The sequence below is a fragment of the Streptomyces sp. NPDC005811 genome (genome assembly GCF_040630405.1).
GTDB lineage: Bacteria > Actinomycetota > Actinomycetes > Streptomycetales > Streptomycetaceae > Streptomyces.
In genome coordinates, this window is the sequence record NZ_JBEXXK010000033.1 from 40,873 (window position 1) to 60,647 (window position 19,775).

Annotated in this window: 19 protein-coding genes; 10 read left to right on the forward strand and 9 right to left on the reverse strand. The window is 72.6% G+C overall.

All coding sequences use genetic code 11. From position 1 onward, the window contains the following. Positions 1-4: 4 nt before the first annotated feature. A complete protein-coding gene (locus ABZ490_RS31140) occupies positions 5-1,081 on the reverse strand; it encodes an RNA ligase (ATP) (RefSeq protein WP_358997267.1) in 1,077 nt (358 codons plus the stop codon). A 165-nt stretch (positions 1,082-1,246) separates the two neighbouring features. Between ABZ490_RS31140 and ABZ490_RS31145 the strand changes: the two genes are divergently transcribed. Then, complete coding sequence (locus tag ABZ490_RS31145) at positions 1,247-1,981, forward strand: hypothetical protein (protein ID WP_358997270.1); 735 nt, start codon at positions 1,247-1,249, stop codon at positions 1,979-1,981. A gap of 104 nt (positions 1,982-2,085) precedes the next feature. Here ABZ490_RS31145 and ABZ490_RS31150 read toward each other — a convergent pair whose 3' ends face one another. Further along, a complete protein-coding gene (locus ABZ490_RS31150) occupies positions 2,086-2,694 on the reverse strand; it encodes a hypothetical protein (protein WP_358997272.1) in 609 nt (202 codons plus the stop codon). Between the two features lie 212 nt (positions 2,695-2,906). Between ABZ490_RS31150 and ABZ490_RS31155 the strand changes: the two genes are divergently transcribed. After that, positions 2,907-5,696, forward strand: coding sequence for a penicillin acylase family protein (locus ABZ490_RS31155; protein WP_358997274.1), 2,790 nt, complete (start codon positions 2,907-2,909; stop codon positions 5,694-5,696). A 50-nt stretch (positions 5,697-5,746) separates the two neighbouring features. Here ABZ490_RS31155 and ABZ490_RS31160 read toward each other — a convergent pair whose 3' ends face one another. Then, positions 5,747-7,027 carry a serine-threonine protein kinase gene (locus tag ABZ490_RS31160; RefSeq protein WP_358997277.1) on the reverse strand — a complete coding sequence of 427 codons (1,281 nt, stop codon included), beginning with the start codon at positions 7,025-7,027 and terminating at the stop codon, positions 5,747-5,749. A 230-nt stretch (positions 7,028-7,257) separates the two neighbouring features. On the opposite strand from ABZ490_RS31160, the gene ABZ490_RS31165 reads away from it, so the two are divergent. From ABZ490_RS31165 to ABZ490_RS31175, 3 genes are read left to right on the forward strand one after another with little or no spacing between them, the layout of a single operon-like run. After that, a complete protein-coding gene (locus ABZ490_RS31165; protein ID WP_358997280.1) occupies positions 7,258-8,022 on the forward strand; it encodes an SDR family oxidoreductase in 765 nt (254 codons plus the stop codon). Next, the gene (locus ABZ490_RS31170; protein WP_358997283.1) at positions 8,019-9,683 is read left to right on the forward strand and encodes an AMP-binding protein; all 1,665 of its coding nucleotides are present in this window, start codon (positions 8,019-8,021) and stop codon (positions 9,681-9,683) included. Before ABZ490_RS31165 ends, ABZ490_RS31170 begins: the two co-directional genes overlap by 4 nt. 26 nt (positions 9,684-9,709) lie before the next feature. Beyond that, positions 9,710-10,303 carry a TetR/AcrR family transcriptional regulator gene (locus ABZ490_RS31175; RefSeq protein ID WP_067250669.1) on the forward strand — a complete coding sequence of 198 codons (594 nt, stop codon included), beginning with the start codon at positions 9,710-9,712 and terminating at the stop codon, positions 10,301-10,303. Positions 10,304-10,361: 58 nt separating this feature from the next. Here ABZ490_RS31175 and ABZ490_RS31180 read toward each other — a convergent pair whose 3' ends face one another. After that, positions 10,362-11,612 carry an acyl-CoA dehydrogenase family protein gene (locus ABZ490_RS31180; protein ID WP_358997286.1) on the reverse strand — a complete coding sequence of 417 codons (1,251 nt, stop codon included), beginning with the start codon at positions 11,610-11,612 and terminating at the stop codon, positions 10,362-10,364. A gap of 5 nt (positions 11,613-11,617) precedes the next feature. Next, positions 11,618-12,640, reverse strand: coding sequence for a phosphotransferase family protein (locus ABZ490_RS31185; protein WP_358997289.1), 1,023 nt, complete (start codon positions 12,638-12,640; stop codon positions 11,618-11,620). A gap of 234 nt (positions 12,641-12,874) precedes the next feature. Between ABZ490_RS31185 and ABZ490_RS31190 the strand changes: the two genes are divergently transcribed. After that, positions 12,875-13,834 carry an NADP-dependent oxidoreductase gene (locus ABZ490_RS31190; protein WP_358997292.1) on the forward strand — a complete coding sequence of 320 codons (960 nt, stop codon included), beginning with the start codon at positions 12,875-12,877 and terminating at the stop codon, positions 13,832-13,834. A 255-nt stretch (positions 13,835-14,089) separates the two neighbouring features. Here ABZ490_RS31190 and ABZ490_RS31195 read toward each other — a convergent pair whose 3' ends face one another. Both ABZ490_RS31195 and ABZ490_RS31200 read right to left on the reverse strand, forming a co-directional pair. After that, on the reverse strand, positions 14,090-14,416 hold the full coding sequence (locus ABZ490_RS31195; protein ID WP_358997295.1) for a DUF202 domain-containing protein: 327 nt from the start codon (positions 14,414-14,416) through the stop codon (positions 14,090-14,092). Further along, on the reverse strand, positions 14,413-14,805 hold the full coding sequence (locus ABZ490_RS31200) for a DUF202 domain-containing protein (protein WP_133913533.1): 393 nt from the start codon (positions 14,803-14,805) through the stop codon (positions 14,413-14,415). The genes ABZ490_RS31195 and ABZ490_RS31200 overlap by 4 nt, the downstream gene beginning before the upstream one ends. A gap of 65 nt (positions 14,806-14,870) precedes the next feature. On the opposite strand from ABZ490_RS31200, the gene ABZ490_RS31205 reads away from it, so the two are divergent. Further along, on the forward strand, positions 14,871-15,575 hold the full coding sequence (locus ABZ490_RS31205; RefSeq protein WP_358997298.1) for a hypothetical protein: 705 nt from the start codon (positions 14,871-14,873) through the stop codon (positions 15,573-15,575). Here ABZ490_RS31205 and ABZ490_RS31210 read toward each other — a convergent pair. Both ABZ490_RS31210 and ABZ490_RS31215 read right to left on the reverse strand, forming a co-directional pair. Continuing rightward, positions 15,550-16,065, reverse strand: coding sequence for an NUDIX domain-containing protein (locus ABZ490_RS31210; protein ID WP_358997301.1), 516 nt, complete (start codon positions 16,063-16,065; stop codon positions 15,550-15,552). The genes ABZ490_RS31205 and ABZ490_RS31210 overlap by 26 nt on opposite strands. Before the next feature lie 50 nt (positions 16,066-16,115). Further along, entirely contained in the window at positions 16,116-17,009 is an 894-nt protein-coding gene (locus ABZ490_RS31215) for a DMT family transporter (protein WP_358997304.1), read from the reverse strand. Between the two features lie 342 nt (positions 17,010-17,351). Between ABZ490_RS31215 and ABZ490_RS31220 the strand changes: the two genes are divergently transcribed. The 3 genes from ABZ490_RS31220 (at position 17,352) to ABZ490_RS31230 (ending at position 19,769) form a co-directional block, all read left to right on the forward strand. Continuing rightward, on the forward strand, positions 17,352-18,344 hold the full coding sequence (locus ABZ490_RS31220) for a hypothetical protein (RefSeq protein ID WP_358997307.1): 993 nt from the start codon (positions 17,352-17,354) through the stop codon (positions 18,342-18,344). A 95-nt stretch (positions 18,345-18,439) separates the two neighbouring features. Further along, the gene (locus ABZ490_RS31225) at positions 18,440-19,165 is read left to right on the forward strand and encodes a molybdopterin-dependent oxidoreductase (protein WP_358997310.1); all 726 of its coding nucleotides are present in this window, start codon (positions 18,440-18,442) and stop codon (positions 19,163-19,165) included. Then, entirely contained in the window at positions 19,149-19,769 is a 621-nt protein-coding gene (locus ABZ490_RS31230; protein WP_358997313.1) for a cytochrome b/b6 domain-containing protein, read from the forward strand. Before ABZ490_RS31225 ends, ABZ490_RS31230 begins: the two co-directional genes overlap by 17 nt. The last annotated feature ends 6 nt before the right edge of the window (positions 19,770-19,775 follow it).

Genomic DNA, 19,775 nt, shown 5'->3' on the forward strand with positions numbered 1-19,775 from the left:
CCCCTCACTCGTACTCCGTCCCGCCCTTCCGGGTCAGGTACGCCCCGCTCACCGCCTTGGCGATCGCCCGGCCGCCCGTCACCGGGCTGTACCGCTCGGTCGCGGGGCGGATCACCACGCCCTCCCGCAGATGCAGCCCGCGTCCGGACACGGTCTCCCGGCCGGTCGCGATCCCGAGGACGGCATCGCTGTCGTACGGCCCCTCGAACAGCCGTGGCACCAGCGGGAGTTCGCCCTCCAGCAGCCCCGTCACCTCCGCCGTGTCCAGCCACCGCACCACGCCGCCGACCTCCGCGGACACGTCGAACACCGCGTACCCGAGGGTCTCGCGCCGTCCGTCCGCGCCGTACGTCAGGTCCTGCACCCCCGCGCCGAACACCTCCCCGAAGACACCGACCCGCCGCGCGCCGAGCCGCTCGGCGATCCGGGCCGCCGCCTCGGCGACGCCGTGTCCGCGCACCGCCCGCCAGTACAGGTTCCGCGGATCCTCCATCAGCGCCAGCGACTTCGCGCCGAAGCCCTTGGAGGACACGTACACCCGCTCGTCGCCGGCGACATACGTCAGCAGGCAGGCCGAGCCGTGCAGCTTCTCGGTGAGGACCACGGGCTCGCCGGGCTCGAAGATGCCGGGGTAGCGCTGGATGTTCTCGATGTCGACCCACGGCAGCAGATCCGCCGCCGCCTCGACGTCCCCGCTCATGGTCGGCGGGATCGGCGGCACCCACTTCACGATGCCCAGCCGCTCCGCGAAGTCGGTGCCCTCCGAGGCCGCCCGCAGCAGATCGACCTCCGCCAGCGCGCCGGGCCGGCACACGATCCCCTGCGAGAGCTCCCCCCGCAGCCGCACCGCCTTCACCCGGTCCGACCTGCCGCCCGCCAGACGTCCGGTCAGCCCCAGCTCCTCGACCAGCGCCTGCGGCAGCACCGCCTGCTCGGGGATGTAGAGGGCCGCCTCACCGGTGCGGTACGCGCCCTTGGCGACGACGGCCCGGTACAGGCCGACCTGGGCCAGTTCGAGGGCGTCGGCGTTCGGGTGCTCGTGCACGGTCAGGACTTCGGCGGTGACGCGCAGCGTCGACATCGAGGGGCTCCTTGGGTTCGTCAGTTCGGTTTCATCGCCGCCAACTCTCCTTGCGGGAATAGGGATGGAGCCAGTCGATTAGGGACTGGTAACGTCGCGCTCTTCGGCCGGCGGCCGCGCCCTCGCGCAGCCGTCGCGCACGGAGTCCCGGCAGGACGACCCCCCATGCCCTCCACGGCCCTCGCCGCCGCCCTCGCGGACATCGACACGGTCTTCAACGGTTTCGCCAGCCCGCACGAGACCGGCTGCGCACTCTGTCACCTGCCCGAGGAGACCACCTACCTGCGCACCCCGTACACACGTGTTCCCCCGGACGTTCTGCGGATGTACGTCTTCGAGGGCCCCGGCCACTTCGACGACCACGCCGCATCCATGCGTCGCCTGCTGCCCCAGACCGCGCACGCCATCGCCGACGGCACTCTGGACGGCATCGGCTGGGGCGTCCCCGGCCTTGCCCGGGTCGCCTGGCGCACCTGGCCGGCCGAACAGGCGGCGGCGATAGAGGCGTTCGTGCTCGCCTGGTGGCAGGACACCCTTGCCACGCCCACTCCGCCGTACCCGGTCGCGTACACGTTCGAGACCTGCGCCCTGATCCTCGACAGCCTCGCCCCGCTCCTCGAGCGCTGGGAGCCCGGCCCGGTCGCCGACGCGCACCTCGCGGACTGCGCCGCGCGATGGGAGTCCGAACTGGTCTTCGACGAGTTGCCGTTCTCCTGGTGGGTCCCGGACGACGAGCCCGCCGTCCTCGCCGCGCTCCAGGCCTGGCTCGCCGCACGCGCTCCCGCCTGCCTGCGCACGGCGGGTCGGCCCGATCTCGCGCTCCGCGCCGAACTCCTGGCCCTGCCCCACGACGCACGCTGGGCGCACCCGTACTGGTACGCCCCCTCCGCCGCCGACTGAGCCCCGGGCGCCGACCGGCATCGGGTACCCGAAGGGGGTGCGGCATCCCCGGCGCACCCCCGGTTGTGCTCTTGTGCTCGTGCTCCCGTGCTCTCAGGGGGACCTCAGGCCGACACCGACACCAGCAGCCGTCCGCGCCGCGCGTACGCCAGCGCCTCGGGGGTGAGGACGGGCCGCGGCACGAGGATGCCGCAGTCCGTGCAGACCGGACCCGACGACGGTTCGTGGTCCAGGTCGTACTTCCACTGGAGGCGTTCGCCCCCGCAGACCGGGCAGGAGTGGCCCGGTTCGCGCTCCAGCGCGCTGATCAGCCGGCGGAGCACCTCGGCCAGCGGCGCGCGGGGGTGGACCCGCGGGTCGTCGCACCACGCCACGCCGAAGCCGCCCCAGGTGAGCCGGTGCCAGTCGTCGACACTGCCCGGCCTGCGCAGCCCGTCGTGCTTCTCCTTCTTGCGGCGCTCGGCGAACTCGACCTGGTAGGCCAGCCAGACCGCCCGCGCCTCCTCCAGCTCGTCCAACGCGGCCACGAGCCGCGCCGGGTCGGGGGAGCGGTCCTCGGGTCCGAACCCGGCCCGGGAGCTCAGATGGTCCCAGGTCGCCCTGTGCCCGTAGGGAGCGAACCGCTCAAGGCACTTGCGGAGCGAGTAACGCCGCAGTGCCAGATCGCACCGAGCGTCTCGCGCCTGTCTCGCCAGACTCCGGAAACCCGCCATCGCCTTGCACCTCCGTCACATCTGCACCTGTACTTCGGTCACTTCGGCGTCGTCGTACGGACGTCGTCGAATAGACGTATCGACATGCGATTCGGCTCCCTCCGATCTTCATCGCCCCCCACCTGCCGAAAACTTGACGCATGTTCATCTTCAATCCCGGGGATACCGCCGGTAACCTTCCGCCGATTCCCCCGCGTCGCTAGGAGCAGCCGATGCCACGGCGAACCCCCCGCTTCACTCTCGACAGACTGAGAACTCCCGGCAGATTCCCCGGGTTCCTGAAGACCGCATCCGTATGCGCCCTCATTGCCGGTCTTTTGTCGCCCCTTGCCCAGACGGCCGCCGCCGCGGCCGACGTCACCGCGGCGAACGACTACTGCGGCGGCCAGTGTTCCGACATCCTGCCGCCCGGCGAGAACGGCAACGCCACCCTCGCGCAGATCCTGCTCAACCAGGCCTTCGGCACCCAGCCCGACCACGCCGAGGACCAGCTCGGCCCCTACGCCAACCTGGCCAAGGGCTACTCCGGCCTCACCAACGCCACGATCAACACCTTCTTCAACGACGCGTCGTTCGGTGTCGCTTCCGATCAAGTCGCCTCCACCCTGAGTCCGGCCGGCCGCAGCGATGTGACGATCGTCCGCGACAAGAAGACGGGCGTTCCGCACATCACCGGTACCACCAGATACGGCACCGAGTTCGGCGCCGGGTATGCCGCCGCCCAGGACCGGCTGTGGCTCATGGACGTCTTCCGCCACGTCGGCCGCGGCCAGCTCACCACCTTCGCCGGCGGCGCCCCCTCCAACCAGGGGCTCGAGCAGCAGTTCTGGCGCAACGCTCCGTACACCGAGGCGGACCTCCAGGCCCAGATCGACAACGCCGTCGCGAACAACGGCACCCGCGGCCAACAGGCCCTGACGGACGCGAACGCCTACCTCGACGGCATCAACGCCTACATCGACGCCTCCGACAGCGGTCGCTACTTCCCCGGTGAGTACGTCCTGACCGGCCACAAGGACTCAATCACCAACGCCGGCACCATCGACCACTTCAAGATCACCGACCTGGTGGCGCTGGCCTCGGTGATCGGCGCCCTCTTCGGCTCCGGCGGCGGCGGCGAGGTCAACAACGCCATCTCGCTGCTGGAGGCGCAGGAGAAGTACGGCGTGACCGAGGGCACCAAGGCCTGGGAGGCGTTCCGCGAGCGCAACGACCCCGAGGCCGTCCTCACCGTCCACAACGGCGAGAGCTTCCCGTACGGCGCCAAGCCCGACACCGCGCAGGGCCAGGCGCTGCCGGACTCCGGAACGGTCGGCACCCAGCCGCTGGTCTACGACGCCACCGGCACCGGCGCCGACCAGAGCGCCTCCGCGACCGCCGCGGCGGCCACCGCGACCGCCCTCAGCTCGGCCCGGCGCGGGATGTCCAACGCCCTCGTCGTGAGCGGCAAGTACACCGCGAGCGGCCACCCGATCGCCGTCTTCGGCCCGCAGACCGGCTACTTCGCCCCGCAGCTGCTCATGCTCCAGGAGATCCAGGGCCCGGGCATCAGCGCCCGCGGCGCCTCCTTCGCGGGGCTGAGCATGTACGTCGAACTGGGCCGCGGCCAGGACTACGCGTGGTCCGCCACGACCTCCGGCCAGGACATCATCGACTCCTACGCGGTCGAACTGTGCCAGGACGACTACCACTACCTGTACCACGGCACCTGCACGGCCATGGACGTCGTCGAGCAGAAGAACTCCTGGAAGCCGACCACCGCCGACAGCACCGCGGCGGGCTCGTACACGATGCGGGTGTACCGCACCAAGTACGGCCCCGTGGAGTACCGGGCGACCGTCGGCGGCAAGAAGGTCGCCTACACCACCCTGCGCTCGTCGTTCATGCACGAGGCCGACTCCATCATCGGCTTCCAGATGCTGAACGACCCGGACTACGTCAAGAGCCCGCAGACGTTCCAGAGCGCGGTGCAGCACATCAACTACACCTTCAACTGGTTCTACGCCGACTCCACGCACACCGCGTACTACAACAGCGGTGACAACCCGGTGCGCGCGACCGGCGTCGACTCCGAGTTCCCGGTGTGGGCGCAGGCGGCGTACGAGTGGAAGAACTGGGTGCCGGCCACCAACACGGCCACCTACACCACGGCCGCCGAGCACCCCAACTCCATCGACCAGGACTACTACATCTCCTGGAACAACAAACAGGCGCTGAACTACACCACGGCCTCCTGGGGCGACGGCTCCGTGCACCGCGGCAACCTCCTGGAGAGCCGGGTCAAGGCGCTGGTCGCGGCCGGCGGGGTCACCCGGGCGTCCCTGGTGAAGGCGATGGCGGACGCCTCCCTCGCCGATCTGCGCGCCGAGGACGTGCTGCCCAACCTGCTGAAGGTGATCAACAGCTCCACGGTCACCGACTCCACGGCCGCGGCGGCGGTCACCAAGCTCCAGACCTGGCTGACCGCGGGCGGCAAGCGCACCGAGACCTCGGCTGGCTCGAAGACGTACGCCAACGCCGACGCGATCCGCATCCTGGACGCCTGGTGGCCGCTGCTGGTGCAGGGCGAGTTCCAACCCGGTCTCGGCACCGACCTGTACACCGCGTTCACCGCCAACCTGCCGATCGACGAGTCCCCGTCGGCCGCCCACGGCCCGACCGGGGCGCACGCCGGAAGCTCCTTCCAGTACGGCTGGTGGAGCTATGTCGACAAGGACATCCGGGCCGTGCTCGGCCAGACGGTGCAGGGCGGGCTGACGCAGAAGTACTGCGGCGGCGGCACGCTCAGCGGCTGCCGGGACGTCCTGATCAGCACCCTGAAGACGGCGGCCGGCAAGACCGCGGCCCAGGTCTACCCGGGTGACACCCTGTGCTCGGCGGGCGACCAGTGGTGCGCCGACTCGATCGTCCAGCGCACCCTGGGCGGCATCAAGCACTACAACATCAGCTGGCAGAACCGGCCCACCTTCCAGCAGGTGGTCGAGTTCACGTCCCACCGGTAAGCGGTACGACGGCCGGTCCACTACGGCCGGTCACGACGGCGGGTCGCGTCCTAGGTGATGCGGCCCGCCGCCAGCACCACCCGCGCCAGCTCGGGGTGCACGATGTCACTGTGCGCCCCGGCCGGCGCCCCGCCCCGCCGGACCACCTCGGCCGCGTCGACGTTCACGCACCCCGAGGTCGGCAGCCCGCCGGGGGCCAGCACCTCGGCGAGCCGGTACGCGCGCGTGTCCGGCACCGACTGCACCCCGTCATGGCCCATGGCGCCCCACTTGGCACCCAGCACCTCCCCGATCAGCCCCCGGTCGTCGTCGGCCATCCGGGAGGCCAGCGGGTACATCGTGCTCAGCGCCTGGTCGAACCGCGAGTAGCAGCACACGAGCGGGCCGTCGATCCGGTTCTGATGCCCCTGGAGCACCCCTTGCGCGGCGAACGCGTAGTGCGAGAACGCGCCCTGGAGCAGCGTCACCGACTTCACGGTGCGCACCCCCTCCGGCAGCCCGCGCAGCGCGAACGACACCAGCCGTCCGCCGAAGCTGTGCCCCACCAGATGCACCCGCACCCCGGGGGCCGCCTCGGCCAGCCGTCCGATCAGCGGTCCGAGCCCGCGTTCGCCGACCGTCCCCGCGCGCCGTTTCATCGCGTAGTACGTCGCCTGCCGGAGCAGCTCCTTCGCCCCGTCCCAGGGGTTGGGCAGCGCGAAGCCGCGGACCCCGCCGTCGCCGTCGAGGCCGGCCAGGGCCTCCGCGAAGGCGGTGCAGGCCGTCGCCGTCGACCCGGTGAACATCTCCGGCTCGTCCTGCGGCACGCCCTCGGCGAGCGTGTCGGCGGCGAACGGCGCCTGCGGGCCCGGCGGGACCGCGTCCACCAGCTCCCGCACCAGCCGGCCGAACTCCTCCAGCTCGCTCGCCTCCGGCGGCCGCTGCACCAGCAGCCGCGCGATGCTCTCAACGACCGTGGCCCGGCCGGGGAAGGTCTCCAGGAGCGCGTGCCGGGTGCCGTCGTCCAGGCCCGGGGTCGCGATCGCCGTCGCGGTGTGCGGGAAGTTCGGGATCGGCTCGTCGCAGAAGCGCATCGACGGCCAGACCACGCCCGCGTAGCCGATCCTCGCGGCGGGCGGGGCGAGGGCGGGGATCGGGGCGAAGAAGCCGCTGTAGAGGCGGGTGGCGGCGTCGCGGTCGTTGTTCCAGCCGTGCGAGAACAGGATCAGGTCGCGGATCTTCCGCTGTTTCACGCCGGTCAGCAGGCGGTCGCGCTGTGCGGTGTCCGTGTCGCCGTCCGCGTCGAAGGTCAGTTCCCAGTACGGGCTCACGCTCATCGTCGGCTGTGCCATGTGGCTCCGCTCCCGTCCCCCGGGGTTGTGCGATGTGCGGCGTATCGTCCTGCTAACCGGTGAACTTGGCCATACGTCATGGGTTGTGTTTCGGGTGCGGGTTCGTTGTGGCTTGTCGCGCAGTTCCCCGCGCCCCTTTCGGGGCGCCTTCAGCGGGCCCTTTCCTGCTACATACCGACCGGTTAGTCTGGGCTCTGCTGAGCCGTGTCGCGTCGTGTCGAAGGAGACCGATGGTGGTTGCCGTGCAGGGTGCTGGAGTCGTCGTCACCGGGGCCGGAGGCGGGATCGGGGCCGCGCTGGCCCGGCGGTTCGCCGCCGAGGGGGCCAGAGTCGTCGTCAACGACCTGGACGCGGGCCGGGCACGCGCCGTCGCCGACGAGATCGGCGGGACCGCCGTGCCCGGGGACGCCTCGGCGATCGTCGGCCCCGCCCGGGAGGCGCTCGGCGGCACCGTCGACGTCTACTGCGCCAACGCCGGGGTCGCCTCCGGCGGTTCCGAGGCGGCCGGCGAGTCCGTGTGGGCGCAGGCCTGGGACGTCAACGTGATGGCCCATGTGCGGGCGGCCGAGGCGCTGCTGCCGGACTGGCTGGAGCGGGGCGGCGGGCGGTTCGTCTCCACCGTCTCCGCCGCCGGACTGCTCACGATGATCGGCGCCGCGCCGTACAGCGTCACCAAGCACGGCGCCTACGCCTTCGCCGAGTGGCTCTCGCTCACCTACCGCCACCGTGGCATCAAGGTCCACGCGATCTGTCCGCAGGGGGTGCGCACCGACATGCTGGACGCCACCGGCAGCGCGGGCGACCTGGTGCTCAAGCCGACCGCGATCGAGCCCGAGGACGTGGCGGACGCCCTGTTCAAGGGCATCGAGGAGGACCGGTTCCTGATCCTGCCGCACCCCGAGGTGGCCGCCTTCTACCAGGCGCGCGCCGCCGACCCCGACCGCTGGCTGGGCAACATGAACCATCTCCAGCAGAAGTGGGAGGCCGCCGGATGACCGCCTCCCACTACGCGGCCAAGCCCTGGGTGGCCCTGCTCGACGATGTCCAGCGGGCCCCGATCGACCCCGCCGACTCCCTGGTGGAGGCGCTGCGCCGGTCCGTCGCCGAGGCCCCGGACCGCACCGCCCTCGCCTACTTCGACGGACGGCTCACCTACCGCGAGCTGGACGAGCTCAGCGACTCCGTCGCCGGGCACCTCGCCGCGCGCGGCCTGGAGCGCGGCGACCGGGTGGCGGTCCTGCTCCAGAACTCCCCGGCCTTCGTCCTCGCCCTGTTCGGCGCCTGGAAGGCGGGCGCGGTCGTCGTCCCGGTCAACCCCATGTACAAGGCGGGGGAGGTCGCCCACGTCCTGCGGGACGGCGAGGTGGCCGCGCTGGTCTGCTCCGACCGGGCCTGGGAGTCGTATCTGCGCGAGACGGCGGCCGGCTCGCCGGTGCGGATCGTGCTCACCGCCTGCGAGCTGGACTTCCAGACCCGCGGCGACGCGCGCGTGCTGACCTTCGAGCGGCTGCCCGAGGCCCCGGACGCCGACGACCTCACCGCCGTCGCCCGCGCCGGGCACCGCGCGCCCGAGGTCCCCGACCTCGCCCCCGCCGGCATCGCCCTGATCAGCTACACGTCGGGCACCAGCGGCACCCCCAAGGGCGCGACCAACACGCACGGCAACATCATGGCCAACGCCGAGCGGCAGAGCAGGGGACTCCATCTGCCCGAGGCGCCCGTCTACTACGCCCTCGCGCCCCTGTTCCACATCACCGGCATGGTCTGCCAGCTCGGCGCCTGTCTGAACAGCGCGGGCACCCTGGTGCTGACGTACCGCTTCGAGGCCGGCGTCGTGCTGGAGGCGTTCGCCGAGCACCGGCCGCACTACACCGTCGGCCCCTCCACGGCCTTCATGGCGCTCGCCGCCCACCCGGCCGCGACCCGCGAGCACTTCTCCTCCTTCGTGAACATCTCCTCCGGCGGCGCCCCCGTGCCGCCGGCCCTGGTGGAGAGGTTCCGGGCGGGCTTCGGGCCGTACATCCGCAACGGCTACGGGCTCACCGAGTGCACCGCGCCCTGCGCCTCCGTCCCGCCCCAGCACGAGGCGCCCGTCGACCCGGCCTCCGGCACCCTCGCCGTGGGCCTGCCGGGCCCCGACACCGTCGTCCGCATCCTCGACGACCGCGGCGAGGAGGTGCCTTTCGGGGAACAGGGCGAGATCGTCGTCCGGGGGCCGCAGGTCGTCCCCGGCTACTGGCGGCGGCCCGACGCGACCGCCGAGACCTTCCCCGACGGGGAACTGCGCACCGGCGACATCGGGTTCATGGACGAGCAGGGCTGGCTGTACGTCGTCGACCGCAAGAAGGACATGATCAACGCGTCCGGCTTCAAGGTCTGGCCGCGTGAGGTCGAGGACGTGCTGTACACCCATCCCGCCGTGCGCGAGGCCGCCGTCGTCGGCGTGCCCGACGGCTACCGCGGCGAGACCGTCAAGGCGTACATCAGCCTGCGTCCCGGCACGGACGCGGATGCCGATACGCTCGCGGCTTACTGCAAGGACAGACTGGCGGCCTACAAATACCCCCGCCAGGTGGAGATCCTGCCCGACCTGCCGAAGACGGCGAGTGGGAAGATCCTCCGTCGGGAACTGCGTTCCCGCACGCACGACCGGTAGAACGAGAAGGAAGGCAGGTGGCGGCAGTGCCCAGGACGACGGACGGCTCGGAGGCCCCTGTTCCGCAACGGCTCCTCGCCGCCGCCACCCGGCTCTTCGCCGAGCAGGGCTACGACCGGACCTCCGTGCAGGAGATCGTCGAGGCGGCCGGGGTCACCAAGGGAGCGCTGTACCACTACTTCGGCTCCAAGGACGATCTGCTGCACGAGGTGTACGCGCGCGTGCTCCGCGTCCAGCAGGAGCGCCTCGACGCCTTCGCGGACGCCGACGAGCCGATCGAGAAGCGGCTGCGGGGCGCGGCGGCCGACGTCGTCGTCACCACGATCGAGAACCTCGACGACGCGATGATCTTCTTCCGCTCGATGCACCATCTGAGCCCCGAGAAGAACAAGCAGGTCCGCGCCGAGCGCCGGCGCTACCACGAACGCTTCCGCGCGCTCGTCGAGGAGGGCCAGGAGGCCGGCGTGTTCTCCACGGCGACCCCGGCCGACCTGGTGGTGGACTACCACTTCGGCTCCGTCCACCACCTGTCCACCTGGTACCGCCCGGACGGCCCGATGGGCGCCCAGGAGGTCGCCGACCACCTGGCGGACCTGCTGCTGAGAGCGCTGCGACCGTAAGGCGCAGGAGGTACGGGTAAGGGGCGGCCGCCGTGGCGACCGCCCCTTACCGCGTGCCCTACAGGTACTTCTTCAGCTCACGCCGTGCCAGCGACCGCTGGTGCACCTCGTCCGGGCCGTCCGCGATCATCAGCGTGCGCGCCCCGGCGTACAGCTCGGCCAGCGGGAAGTCCTGGCTGACCCCGCCCGCGCCGTGCAGCTGGATCGCCCGGTCGATGATGTCGACGACCGCGCGGGGCGTCGCGATCTTGATGGCCTGGATCTCCGTGTGGGCGCCCCGGTTGCCGACCGTGTCCATCATCCAGGCGGTCTTCAGCACGAGCAGCCGCAGCTGCTCGACCGTCACGCGCGCGTCCGCGATCCAGTTGTGCACCACACCCTGCTGACCGAGGGCCTTGCCGAACGCCGTCCGGGACACCGCTCGCCGGCACATCAGCTCGATCGCCCGCTCCGCCATGCCGATCAGCCGCATGCAGTGGTGGATCCGGCCCGGACCGAGCCGCGCCTGGGCGATCGCGAAGCCGCCGCCCTCCTCGCCGATCAGGTTCGTCACCGGCACCCGCGCGTCGTCGAAGATCACCTCGGCATGACCGCCGTGGTAGTGGTCCTCGTACCCGAACACCTGCATGGCCCGCTTGACCGTGACGCCCGGGGTGTCGCGCGGCACGAGCACCATCGACTGCTGCCGGCGGATGTCCGCGCCCTCGGGGTCCGTCTTGCCCATCACGATGAAGATCTTGCAGTCCGGGTTCATCGCGCCGGAGATGTACCACTTGCGGCCGTTGATGACGTACTCTCCCCCACTCTCGGCTCCGCTCGAGCGGGAGGTGCCCCCATCCTCCCGCCGGATGAGCGTGGTGATGTTGGTGGCGTCGGAGGAGGCCACCTCCGGCTCGGTCATCGCGAACGCCGAGCGGATCTCGCCCGCCAGCAGCGGCTCCAGCCACTGCTTCCGCTGCTGCTCGTCGCCGAACTGCGTGAGCACCTCCATGTTCCCGGTGTCGGGAGCGGCGCAGTTCAGGGCGGTGGGCGCGAGCTGCGGGGAGCGGCCGGTGATCTCGGCGAGCGGCGCGTACTGGAGGTTGGTGAGCCCCGCGCCGTACTCGGAGTCGGGCAGGAAGAGGTTCCACAGGCCCTGCCTGCGCGCCTCCTCCTTCAGCTCCTCGACCACGGCCGGCGTGTCCCAGGGGGACGCCAGCGCGGCCCGCTGCTCCTCCGCGACCGCCTCGGCCGGGTAGACGTACTCGTCCATGAAGGCGAGCAGCTTCCCGCGCAGTTCCTCGGTGCGCGCGTCGAACGCGAAGTCCATGGCGGTCAGCCTTCCTGGAGAGTGGTCAGTCCGTGCTCGATGAAGACGGGGACGAGCTCCCCGATCCGGTCGAAGCCGCGCCCGACCGTCTGCCCCAGCGTGTACCGGTAGTGGATGCCCTCCAGGATCACGGCGAGCTTGAACCAGGCGAACGCCGTGTACCAGGAGACGGCCGAGACGTCGCGCCCCGAGCGCGCCGCGTACCGCTCGATCAGCTCCGCCGGTGACGGGTGACCGGCGGCCGCCGCGGTCGTGGAGATGGGGGAGTCCGGCAGCCGGAGCGGCACGCTGTACATCACCAGCAGGCCCAGGTCGGTCAGCGGGTCGCCGAGCGTGGACATCTCCCAGTCGAGGACCGCCCTGATCCGGTCGTCGTCGCCGATCAGGACGTTGTCCAGCCGGTAGTCGCCGTGCACCACGGCCGGGGCGGGGGAGGAGGGCAGGGCGCGCCCGAGCGCCGCGTGCAGCTCGTCGATCCCGGCCAGGTCGCGGCTGCGGGAGGCGTCCAGCTGCTTGCCCCAGCGGCGCAGCTGGCGGTCCAGGAAGCCCTCGGGGCGTCCGAAGTCGGCCAGACCCACCTCGGCCGGGTCGACCGCGTGCAGCTCCACCAGCGTGTCCACGAGCGACAGCACCGCGCCCCGGGTGCGCTCCGCGCCGATCGGGGCCAGCTCGGCTGCCGTGCGGTACGGGGTGCCCTCGACGAACTCCATGACGTAGAAGGGCGAGCCGAGGACCTCTTCGTCCTCGCACAGGAGCACCGGACGCGGCACCGGCACGTCCGTCGGGTGCAGGGCGCTGATCACCCGGTGCTCCCGCTTCATGTCGTGCGCCGTGGCCAGCACATGGCCGAGCGGGGGCCGCCGTACGACCCACTTGCCCGTGCCGTCGCCGATCTCGTACGTGAGGTTCGACCGTCCGCCCTCGATCAGCCGGCCGGTGAGGGGCCCGGCGACCAGACCGGGGCGCTCGCGCTCCAGCAGGGCGCGCAGCCGGTCGAGGTCGAGACCTGGCGGGTGGTCGGGGCTCATGACATCGCTCCTACGGACGGGTGAAGGCTACCCGCCCATCATGCCGACCGGTCGGTATGTAGTCCAGTGGTGGCGCGCGACGTGATCGGGCCCACCCTAGGCCGACGGCCGCCCGGGCAGAAGCGGGACGGGCCGTGGCGGGCGAATTCCGGTCGCCCTTCCGGTCGCCCCGGCCGTCTCTTCCCCTGGGTATCCCGGTTGCGCGGTGTGCGATCACCCCCGAGGGTCGGTGACATGAAGGGCATCAGCTACAGCCGCTACGGCGGTCCCGAGGTCCTCGAGTACGGCGAGGTCCGCGACCCCAAGGTCGGCCCCGACGCGGTGCTGGTCAGGGTCCGGGCGGCGGCCGTGAACCCCGTCGACTGGAAGTGCCGCGAGGGTTACGTGGACCCCGTGCTCGACGCCGTCTTCCCGGTGGTGCCCGGCTGGGACGTCGCCGGTGTGGTCGTCCGGCCGGGGGTCGCCGTCTCCGAGTTCACGGCCGGGGACGAGGTCGTCGGATACGTCCGCGAGGACTTCCTCTCCCGCGGGACGTTCGCCGAGTTCGTCGCCGCCCCCGTGCGCACGCTCGCCCGCAAGCCCCACAACCTGAGCTGGGAGGAGGCGGCCGGACTGCCCCTGACGGGCCTCACCGCCCTCCAGGTGCTGACCCGGGTGCTGAAGGTCCGACGCGGCGAGACGGTCCTCGTCCACGCGGCCGCGGGCGGCGTCGGCTCGATCGCCGTCCAGCTCGCCCGGCACGTCGGCGCGCGGGTGATCGGCACGGCGAGCGAGGCCAACCACGACTTCGTGCGCTCGCTCGGCGGCGAACCGGTCACCTACGGCGAGGGTCTCGCCGAACGGATGCGCGGGCTGGCCCCCGAGGGGGTCGACGCGGTGTTCGACACCGTCGGCGGCGACACGCTGAAGGTCTCCGCCCAACTGCTGGCCCCGGAGGGCCGTCTGGCGTCGATCGCCGACGGCGAGGTCGTCGGCTACGGGGGCGTCTACTACTTCGTACGGCCCGACGCCGAGGACCTCACCCGGCTGGCGGAGCTGGTCGAACAGGGCGTGGTCTCGGTGCATGTCAGCGAGACGTTCCCGCTGGAGCGGGCGGCGGACGCCCACCGGCTGAGCCAGGAGGGCCGCACCCGCGGCAAGATCGTGGTGACGGTGCCGTGGGACGACGAGGGCGACGACGAGCACGCCGGTTGATCCGACGCCCGACGCCGGGGCCTGTCGTTCGGATCAGGTCGGCTGGGCCGACGTCGCGTCTCGGCCGACCCGAGCGGGGTGTGGTGCGTGCGGCTGCGAGGCGGAGGAGGGCGGCGACGCGATGGGGGTTCCTCCCGCGCGAGCGCAGCCGAGCGTGGGGGAGTCGGGGGCCGACGACAACGCGGCTGGGGGTCCCCCCTCTGGGGGAGTGCGTGCCACACTCCGCTAGGCGCGGCATGATCCAAACGACAGGCCCTAGACCACCAGCGCCGCCGCGCACGCTGCCGTCGCCACCGCGCACAGCACCGCGAGGGCGGCCTGTCGCGGGGCGAGTGCGGGCGGCGCCGGGGCCGCCGCCAGGGCGCGGATCCGGCGGTGGGCGAGCAGCAGGAACGCCAGCCACAGCGCGCAGACCAGGGCGCAGGCGACGATCCCGGCCGCCGCGGCGCCGCCGTGCAGCGCGGTCTTCACGGCGAGCACGGCGGCGACGGTGCTCGACAGGGTCGTCCGCCGCCAGGCCAGCCGCGTCCGCTCCGGCTGGAGCCCCGGATCCCGGTCCGCAGCCCCGCCCGCCCCGCTCATCCGGCCCAGCCGAGCAGCACCACGACCACCATCGCCACCGCCACCAGCGCGACGACCACGCTCAGCAGCGCCGGGAAGCGGGACGCCGGCAGATCCTCGCCCCGGCGCATCGCCCGCTCGCAGCGCATCCAGTGGTTCACCGCGCGCAGCGAGCACAGCACGCCCGCCGCCAGCAGCGCCAGCGCGAGACCGACCCGCCAGCCCCAGCGCAGGTCCGGCAGGAACTGGTCCACCGCGAAGCCCCCGCCGATCAGCGCGAGCGCGGTCCGCAGCCATGCCAGGAAGGTGCGCTCGTTGGCCAGCGAGAACCGGTAGTCCGGGGTGCTGCCCTCCTCTCGCACCTGTTCGGGTGCGAACCACAGCCGGACGTTCCGTACGAAGGCGATCACGCCCAGGACCCTACCCGGCGGCTCTCGCGGGGGCGTTGTCAGTGCCTCCCGTTACGGTTTCGGGCATGGACCTCCTGGACCACCCCACGGCACTGGCCGGGTACGCGACGCCCGGGCACGGCATCGCCCCCGCCGAGCACCTCCTCGGCCTGCCCGGGTTCTGGCCCGCGTACTACGGCCCGGTCTGGGACGCCTTCGCGGACGATCCGGAGCCCTTCGGCGCGGACCACGCGGACGTGGACGCGGCGGCCGAGGCGCTGTACGAGGCGACGGACGTGTGGCCGGCGTACCGGATACCGCTGCCGCGGGGGCGGACGGTATGGGTGGTGCACCGCAACGCCCCTGACGACTCCGGCACGGACTACCTGCTCACGGACCCCGCCCGGCCCCGCGAGCGGGAGCTGGCGGCCATCGAGGGCCACTTCCGGGGCCCGGGGCTGTCCTGGCCGGACCTGGTCGCCCTGGCCCACGCGGCACCGGCGGACGCCGAGGGGGTCGGCGACCCGGACCGTCGGCTGCTCCTGCTGCTGCCCGCGTACGGCGACGCCGAGACGCCCGTCGAGGAGGCCCTGGAGCGGATAGCCGCCGCGCTGGTCGCCGTCGGCGTGGCTCCGCGGGCGGCCCCCGCCGCGGCCGGGCGGTTCCTCGACCACCCCTTCTGGGAGAGCCCGTACTGGCCGGGACCGGGCGGCAGCCCGCTCACCGGCGGCAACGGCGCGCCCCCGCCGCCGCGCTCCGCCCTGGTCAGCGCGCCGCCCGGTACTCCCTGAGCCGCTCGTACGCCGCGAACCCGTCCGGCACCCACTCCCACTCCGGCAGCCGCCGTTCGACCTCCTCCTCGGGCAGGAAGGCGTGCCAGGCGACCTCCTCCACCTGAGGGCTGACCGGCAGCTCGCAGCGGACCTCGTAGACCGCCGACCACCAGCTCCCGCGGGCGCCGCCGTCGTAGAGGAACTTGAACAGGAACTCCGGGCGGGGGAGCCCGCTCACGCCGAGCTCCTCCTCGGCCTCGCGCAGGGCGGCCTCGTCGTAGGCCTCGCCCGCCCCGACCACCCCGCCGACGAACATGTCGTACAGCGAGGGGAAGACCAGCTTGGCCGGGGTGCGCCGGTGCACGAACAGACGGCCCTCGGCGTCCCGGGCCTGGATGAACACACACCGGTGCCGCATCCCCTCGGCGTACGCCCGCCCCCGCGGGGCCTGTCCGACGACCCGGTCGTTCTCGTCGACGATGTCGAGGATCTCGTCAGCAGCGCTCATACGCCCATCCAAGCAGCCGCGCGCCGGCGCCGGGACCGGCCGCCCCGGGACTACTGGGTCTGGAGGCTGCTGACCCGCTCCCGCGGTACGACACCCGAGGGCATCGCCGGATGCATGCCGAGCAGCACGATCCCCGCGACCACCGCGGCCAGCCCCGCCGCCTCCCAGGCCAGCGCGCCGGTGTCGGTGTGCAGCCGGTCGCCGAGGAATCCGACCCCGCAGACGATCCCGGCGAGCGGCTGGGCCGCGGTCAGCGCGGGCAGCGACATCCGCAGCGGGGCCGTCTCGAAGGCGCTCTGCACCAGCACCAGACCGGTCACCCCGAGCGCGAGCACCGCGTACGGCTGCCAGCCGGTGAACAGTTCGCCGAGCCCGCCCGCGGAGAAGCGCTGGCCGCTCACCCGGGTCAGGGCGTCCTGGACGCCGTAGAGCAGCCCGGCCGCCAGGGAGAGCAGCACCGGGCCCGAGCTGAGCCGGGAGCGTTTGGCGTACGCGGTGAGCAGCAGCGCCAGACCGACCATCACGCCGATGATCAGCCAGTGCCGCAGCGGATCGGTGACGGCGGTGCCGCCGCGCGGCTGACCCGCCACGATGAACGCGGTCACCCCGCCCGCGAGCAGCGCGAGGCCCGCCCAGCCCTGGCGGCCGAGCGGCTGCCGGGTCTGGTGGCGGGACAGGGCGAGCGCGAAGAGCAGATTCGTCGCGAGCAGCGGTTCGACCAGGGAGACCTCGCCCTGCCCGAGCGCGATCGCGCCCAGCACCATGCCCGCCACCATCAGACCGATACCGCCCAGCCAGCGCGGCACCTTGATCAGGTCGAGCAGCAGCCGGGGCGACAGGAAGTCGCCGAGCGGTGCCTTCTGGGCGGCGTTCTGCTGGAGCACGAACCCGAAGCCCAGGCAACAGGCGGCGCTCACGGCGAGAACAAGAACCAGAACCGACACGCTGCGTACCTCGATCATCCGGTCGGGCCACGGACGGGGTGCGTAGGTGGCCGACTGTAGCCTCCCAGCGCCCTGCATGCCCCCGGGAGGCCGTAAAGCCATGGTGTGCGCTCCCGCCGGGCCGCGCCATGGCGTACGCCACACCGGTTCGCCGCCGGCCCCCGCACCGCACCCCCCACCAGGGCAAGCGCATTCTCAAGTCCCTTGTCCGTCACGGTAGTTGACACCTGTCACAGACGCACGGGCCTTGACGCGGGCGGTGACGAGGGATTTGCTGTGCGTGATCGGCCGATCGCGGGCCGATGCCAGAGCCGTCACCGAGGAGGATGAGGAAGTCCCGCGGTGCCCCCACCCCCACCCCCACCCCCACCATCCCGTCGCGGCCGACGACGCGCCGCCGCGCGGACCCCCGACCCGGCCCTCGACGACACCGAACTGGGTGCCGCCCGAGCCGCGTTGTCCCAGGGCCGCTGGCAGGCCGCCCGCTCCCTGCTCGCCCACACGGGCGACGACTGGGACCGGCGCGCCCACCGCCTCACCGTCCTCGCCCAGGAGCCGTACGCCGCCGCCTGGGCGCACGACTGGCTCCTCGCGCACCCCGGCTGCCCCGACGGACGCGTCCTGCACGCCCTCGCCCAGGTCCGCCGCGCCCTGCGGGGCCGGGAGGACGCGGGCGTCGCCCGCACGGCCTGCCGCGCCGCCGCCGCGTACGTGCCCGCCGACCCCACGCCCTGGCTGGGCCTGCTCCTGCTGGAACGCGACGGCGGCGCCGAGGCCGTACGGATCTTCGAGGAGATCCGCGCCCGCCACCGCGACCACCACCACGCGCACCACCTGATGGTCGCCCGGTTCGCCGAGCGCCGTGCCGCGAGCGGCCCGGACCCGCTGCACGAGGTGTACGACTTCGCCGCCTGGGCCGCCGAGCAGGCGCCCGCGGACTCCCCGCTCGCCATCCTGCCGGTCGTCGCGCACGCCGAGCGCTACCGCGTCCTGGCCGGCCACGGCTTCGCGCCCGCCGACCCGGCCGCCTCCGGGCACTGGCGCGACGACCGCGCCCGGGACGTGATGAAGGCCGCCTTCGACTGGTGGCTGGAGTGGGAGCACGAGGGCCACCCCCGCCGGCTGGTCGACCTGAACTTCCTCGCCCACGCCAAGGTCTGCGAGGGCCGGGGCGCCGAGGCGGCCGCCCTCTTCCAGCACATCGGCGACCACCTCACCCCCGAGCCCTGGTCCTACCCGGACCGCGCCCCCGGTCCGGCGTTCCGCTCGGCGCGGGCGGCGGCGCTCGGGCCGGTGGCGCTCGGGCCAGCGGCGGCCCAGGCCCCGCACCGATGACCCCCGTCTGAGAGCCCGGTAAGAAGTGATGACGGAAGTCTGACGGCTCCGGGGAAACCTGGCCCCGCCCCGCCCGCGAGTGTTCGAATGGATACGTGAACCCCGAACAGCCCGAGGAACGCGGTACCCCCGTCGGCCGCCGCGTCTTCCTCGGCACCCTCGCCCTCGGCGCCCTGGGGGTCGTCGCCGCGCCCCCGCTCCAGCGCGGCCTGGAGGCCTTCCTCGGCAGCGCCGCCGGAAAGGACCCCACCGGCCTGACCGGACTGCTCCCCAACGGCGGCGGCTTCCGCTACTACTCGGTGGCCGCGTCCGTCCCGCACAAGAACGCCACGAACTACCGGCTCACCGTCGACGGCCTGGTCGACCGCCCCGCCACCTACACCCTGGACCAGCTCCGGGCGCTGCCGCAGACCCGCATGGTCAAGGACGTCCAGTGCGTCACCGGCTGGCGGGTGCCCGACACCGCCTTCGAGGGCGTACGGCTCGCCGACCTCCTCGACGCCGCCGGGGTCCGGTCCGGCGCCGGCGCCCTGCGCTTCACCTGCTTCGACGGCACCTACACCGAGAGCCTCACCCTCGACCAGGCCCGCCGCGCGGACGTCCTGGTCGCCCTGCGCATGCAGGACAAGGACCTCGGCCACGACCACGGCGGCCCGGTCCGCCTCTACGTGGCCCCGATGTACTTCTACAAGTCCGCCAAATGGCTCTCCGGCATCACCGTCACCAAGGACGTGAAGCCCGGATACTGGGAGGACCGGGGCTATGACGTGGACGCCTGGGTCGGCCGTTCGAACGGGCGGGACGATGAGCCTACGAGCTGAGGCACCGCCCATGACCCGGATCCATCGCTTCACCCGCGCCGTACGGTGGGTCCACCGCACCACCGCCCTCCTCATGGGCGTGTGCGTGCTCACGGCCGCCTTCCTGTACGTCCCCGAGCTCGCGGAACTCGTCGGCCGCCGTGAGCTGGTGGTCCGCGTCCACGAGATCGCGGGCGTCCTGCTGCCGCTGCCGGTGCTCGGGGGCCTCGCCTTCCGCGCGTTCCGCGCCGACCTCGGTCACCTCAACCGCTTCGGCCCGCACGACCGCCGCTGGCTGCGTGCCGCGCTGCACCGGGACAGACGGCCCGCGTCGCGGCCGGCGGCCAAGTTCAACGCCGGGCAGAAGATCTACGCGGCCTGGATCGCCGGGGCGACGGTGGTGATGCTCGGCACCGGTCTCATGATGTGGTTCACCCATCTCACCCCGATCATGTGGCGGACCAGCGCGACCTTCGTCCACGACTGGCTCGCGCTCACGATCGGCGTGGTCCTCGCCGGCCACATCGGCATGGCCCTCGCCGACCCGGAGGCCCGCCACGGCATGCGCACCGGCTCGGTGAGCCGCGAGTGGGCGGAACGCGAACACCCGCTCTGGCGGCCCTAGCGGGGC

What these genes read in the sequence shown, in the direction of transcription:
- ABZ490_RS31140 (WP_358997267.1), bottom strand. Translation starts at nt 1,081, where the DNA reads ATGTCGACGCTGCGCGTCACCGCCGAAGTCCTGACCGTGCACGAGCAC.
- ABZ490_RS31145 (WP_358997270.1), top strand. Translation starts at nt 1,247, where the DNA reads ATGCCCTCCACGGCCCTCGCCGCCGCCCTCGCGGACATCGACACGGTC.
- ABZ490_RS31150 (WP_358997272.1), bottom strand. Translation starts at nt 2,694, where the DNA reads ATGGCGGGTTTCCGGAGTCTGGCGAGACAGGCGCGAGACGCTCGGTGC.
- ABZ490_RS31155 (WP_358997274.1), top strand. Translation starts at nt 2,907, where the DNA reads ATGCCACGGCGAACCCCCCGCTTCACTCTCGACAGACTGAGAACTCCC.
- ABZ490_RS31160 (WP_358997277.1), bottom strand. Translation starts at nt 7,027, where the DNA reads ATGGCACAGCCGACGATGAGCGTGAGCCCGTACTGGGAACTGACCTTC.
- ABZ490_RS31165 (WP_358997280.1), top strand. Translation starts at nt 7,258, where the DNA reads ATGGTGGTTGCCGTGCAGGGTGCTGGAGTCGTCGTCACCGGGGCCGGA.
- ABZ490_RS31170 (WP_358997283.1), top strand. Translation starts at nt 8,019, where the DNA reads ATGACCGCCTCCCACTACGCGGCCAAGCCCTGGGTGGCCCTGCTCGAC.
- ABZ490_RS31180 (WP_358997286.1), bottom strand. Translation starts at nt 11,612, where the DNA reads ATGGACTTCGCGTTCGACGCGCGCACCGAGGAACTGCGCGGGAAGCTG.
- ABZ490_RS31185 (WP_358997289.1), bottom strand. Translation starts at nt 12,640, where the DNA reads ATGAGCCCCGACCACCCGCCAGGTCTCGACCTCGACCGGCTGCGCGCC.
- ABZ490_RS31190 (WP_358997292.1), top strand. Translation starts at nt 12,875, where the DNA reads ATGAAGGGCATCAGCTACAGCCGCTACGGCGGTCCCGAGGTCCTCGAG.
- ABZ490_RS31195 (WP_358997295.1), bottom strand. Translation starts at nt 14,416, where the DNA reads ATGAGCGGGGCGGGCGGGGCTGCGGACCGGGATCCGGGGCTCCAGCCG.
- ABZ490_RS31205 (WP_358997298.1), top strand. Translation starts at nt 14,871, where the DNA reads ATGGACCTCCTGGACCACCCCACGGCACTGGCCGGGTACGCGACGCCC.
- ABZ490_RS31210 (WP_358997301.1), bottom strand. Translation starts at nt 16,065, where the DNA reads ATGAGCGCTGCTGACGAGATCCTCGACATCGTCGACGAGAACGACCGG.
- ABZ490_RS31230 (WP_358997313.1), top strand. Translation starts at nt 19,149, where the DNA reads ATGAGCCTACGAGCTGAGGCACCGCCCATGACCCGGATCCATCGCTTC.